Genomic DNA, 2775 nt, shown 5'->3' on the forward strand with positions numbered 1-2775 from the left:
AGGCGTTCGATCGGTTCGGGCCCGCTCTGGCGGGCGTGGGGTTCCTCACTTGGAGGGGAGGTTTTGCTCTTGAGACGACAAACGCTCGGTTGGCGCGGGGCCGCGTTGTTCGCTGTGCTGCTCTTGCTGGCCCTGTCCTGCGGGACCGCGCGGGCCTTCATCCGCGAGGGCGGCGTTGCGGGGCGGCCGGGGCTCTCCTTTCACGGGATAGCTTACTTCTGGGGCCACCTGGACGTGAACATCACCAACGGGACGAAGGAGAACGTGCTCTTCGGTGGCACGATGCTCTTCCTGGACCGCAGGAAGCGCGTCGTGGCGCGGGCGGAGATCCTGCCGGAACGGATCAAGCGACGTTCCACGCGGCGCCTCCGAGCCGTCTTCACGGAGGGCAGCGGAGAAGACGCCTCCGCGGCGTGGCTTCTGGTGTGGGAGTTCCGGCAGAGGACTCGGTAGGAGGCAGACATGAAAAGGACGAGGACCCTGGTGCTCTTTGCCGCGGCGTGCCTTGCGGTGCTGGCCACGGTGGCTGCCGAGGCGCTCTCGAACAGCGCGGACGCCTTCATGTCCCTGCCCTTCGGCCACCCCTTCAATCGGACGAAGCTGCGCATGGAGCGGAGCGGGGCGGTCGCGAAGACCCAGGACGGGGACTACCTCTCCATGGAGGGGCTGTTTGAGGGGCGTCCGGCCCTGTTCGTCTTTTCCTTCCACGGCAAGAAGGGGCTGAAGTCCAAGGCCGTGTACCTGCAGACTGCGGGCGGGGAGGAGGATGAGCGGCTCTACACGGCGCTGATGCAGGCGTACAACAGCCGGTTCGGCAGGACGGAGGAGCGGCCCCTGCCCAACGCTTGGGCGGAGGGGAAGATCATGCTGCGCTGCATCTGGACGCCAGACCGTTGGACCTCCGTTGCGCTGACCTACAACCCGGAAACGGCGGCGCGCTTTCCGGGGCCGTCGATCAAGGACCGCCCCATTCACCTGGAGTACCGATATTCCCGATGGGATTGATTCTTTCCGCCGAAGATAGGATAAAATAGTGTCCTGCATGAGAAAACCTGAAATTTGTGCCCTGAAGGGGCGCGTTTGGGGGCTTTATCAATGGGAAAGAAAATGAAGAACATCGGCATCATCACGTCGGGCGGCGACTGCGGAGGGCTGAACGCCGTCGTGCGTGGCGCGGCCAAGACGGCGATGCAGCGGGGCATCGGGGCGTACATTGTCCCCAACGGCTACGCGGGGCTCTACAACCTGGTGGACTTCGACCGGCTGGTGTTCCTGGACGAGGAGCGCACGGACCACGTCAACTCCTCCTTTGCTGGCAGCGACGCCGGGCACAGCCGGGTGAAGATATCGAAGATACCGGACCCGGACAAGTACAACCGCATCCTGCTGGGACTGCGCAAGTTCAACCTGGACGGCCTGCTGATATCGGGCGGCGACGACACGGGTAGCGTCGTGGTGGACCTGGCGGAGCACGGGATTCCCTGCGTTCACGCGCCGAAGACCATGGACCTGGACCTGCAGACCTACTCCGTGGGCGGCGACTCCGCCATCAACAAGATCGCGCGCATCGTGGAGGACCTGAAGACGACGGGCAAGACCCACAACCGCATCATGATCGTGGAGGTCTTCGGGCGCTACGCCGGACACACGGCGTTTCGCGGCGGCATCGCGGCCGATGCGGACTGCATCCTGATCCCTGAGATCGTGGCGGACTTCGACGCGATCTACAAGCACCTGAAGCACTACTACATCCGACGCATCCTGAACTCCGACGTCCATTCGGGCACCTACGTCATGGTGGTCGCCGAGGGGGTCAAGGGCGAGGACGGGAAGTACTTCTCCGACAGCGGGGACAGCACGGACTCCTTCGGCCACGTGCGTCTGGCCGGCGCGGGACGCTACATCCGCACGCGCCTCGAGGCGATGATGCGGGAGGACCCCCAGATCCGCCAGTTCATGAAGGTTTCCGGAATGTACGTCCCCGGAGTCTTCGAGATACCGGAGATTCGCGAGGTCATCCCCGGCCACATCGTGCGCAGCGGCTCCACGTCGTCCTACGACGTCAACTTCGGCAAGCAGATCGGCGCGTCGGCGGTCATCCTGCTGGACGAGGGGATCAGCGGCGTGACGGTGGTGGAGGTCTACAAGGGGCGCATCCGCTACATGCCGACCGCTGACGCCATCGTGCCGCGCCCCGTCAGCCTCGAGGACGTCACCTTCTACGAGCAGATGGACATCTGCTTCGGCCGGACCCCGCAGCACTACGAGCCGATGATCGAGGAGCAACAGGGCGAGGTGGAACGCTTTTTGTAGCGCCTCCGGAACGGACGACGACAGGCCCCAAACTGGGGCCTGTCGTTCGCTTTCTGTGCTTTCCCGAATTACTTTGCGGGCGCGGCCTCGCCGCTCGTCCCCTGGTTAGGGGCTCCGGGCTTGACCGTGCCGTTCAGCCTGCGCTGAGCTGCGGCTTCTTCGATCCAGTCCAACCGCCTGGTGAAGGCTGCCGTCTGGATTTCGTCTCTCAGCTTCTGAATCTGGCCGTAGAGCTCAAGGGCCTTCGGCCGGTCGATGGGGGTTGACGCAAGGGCGTAATCGAGGTCGATGCGCAGCTTTTCGAGCGTCTTGGCCTTCTCCTGAAGCTCCTGGGGCAAGTCTAGGATCCATCCCCTTCGGGCACCCCAGCCGCCGTTCCTGTCCCCACGGGCAGGACGTCCGCACCATCCGTCTGTCGCCGCGCCGAAGCATGGCCTGTCCTGCCTGCCCCAGCAGGCGTCC

Annotated in this window: 4 protein-coding genes; 3 read left to right on the forward strand and 1 reads right to left on the reverse strand. The window is 64.5% G+C overall.

The features are described from left to right. The first annotated feature begins 69 nt into the window (after positions 1-69). The 3 genes from ACO41U_RS09670 to ACO41U_RS09680 all read left to right on the forward strand — a co-directional run bounded on the left by ACO41U_RS09670 (position 70) and on the right by ACO41U_RS09680 (position 2313). Entirely contained in the window at positions 70-453 is a 384-nt protein-coding gene (locus ACO41U_RS09670; RefSeq protein WP_485943539.1) for a hypothetical protein, read from the forward strand. Positions 454-462: 9 nt separating this feature from the next. Beyond that, positions 463-1005, forward strand: a complete 543-nt coding sequence (locus ACO41U_RS09675; RefSeq protein ID WP_485943541.1) for a hypothetical protein — start codon at positions 463-465, stop codon at positions 1003-1005. 90 nt (positions 1006-1095) lie between these two features. Continuing rightward, positions 1096-2313: a 6-phosphofructokinase gene (locus ACO41U_RS09680; RefSeq protein ID WP_298779659.1), complete on the forward strand. Its 1218-nt coding sequence runs from the start codon at positions 1096-1098 to the stop codon at positions 2311-2313. A gap of 68 nt (positions 2314-2381) precedes the next feature. On the opposite strand, the gene ACO41U_RS09685 is transcribed toward ACO41U_RS09680, so the two are convergent. Beyond that, positions 2382-2775, reverse strand: a 394-nt coding sequence (locus ACO41U_RS09685) for a hypothetical protein (protein ID WP_485943543.1), incomplete at its 5' end; no start/stop codon positions are given.

The sequence above is a fragment of the Fretibacterium sp. genome, assembly GCF_057312375.1.

Coding starts and splice junctions, on each gene's coding strand:
- ACO41U_RS09675 (WP_485943541.1), top strand. CDS start 463: ATGAAAAGGACGAGGACCCTGGTGCTCTTTGCCGCGGCGTGCCTTGCG.
- ACO41U_RS09680 (WP_298779659.1), top strand. CDS start 1,096: ATGGGAAAGAAAATGAAGAACATCGGCATCATCACGTCGGGCGGCGAC.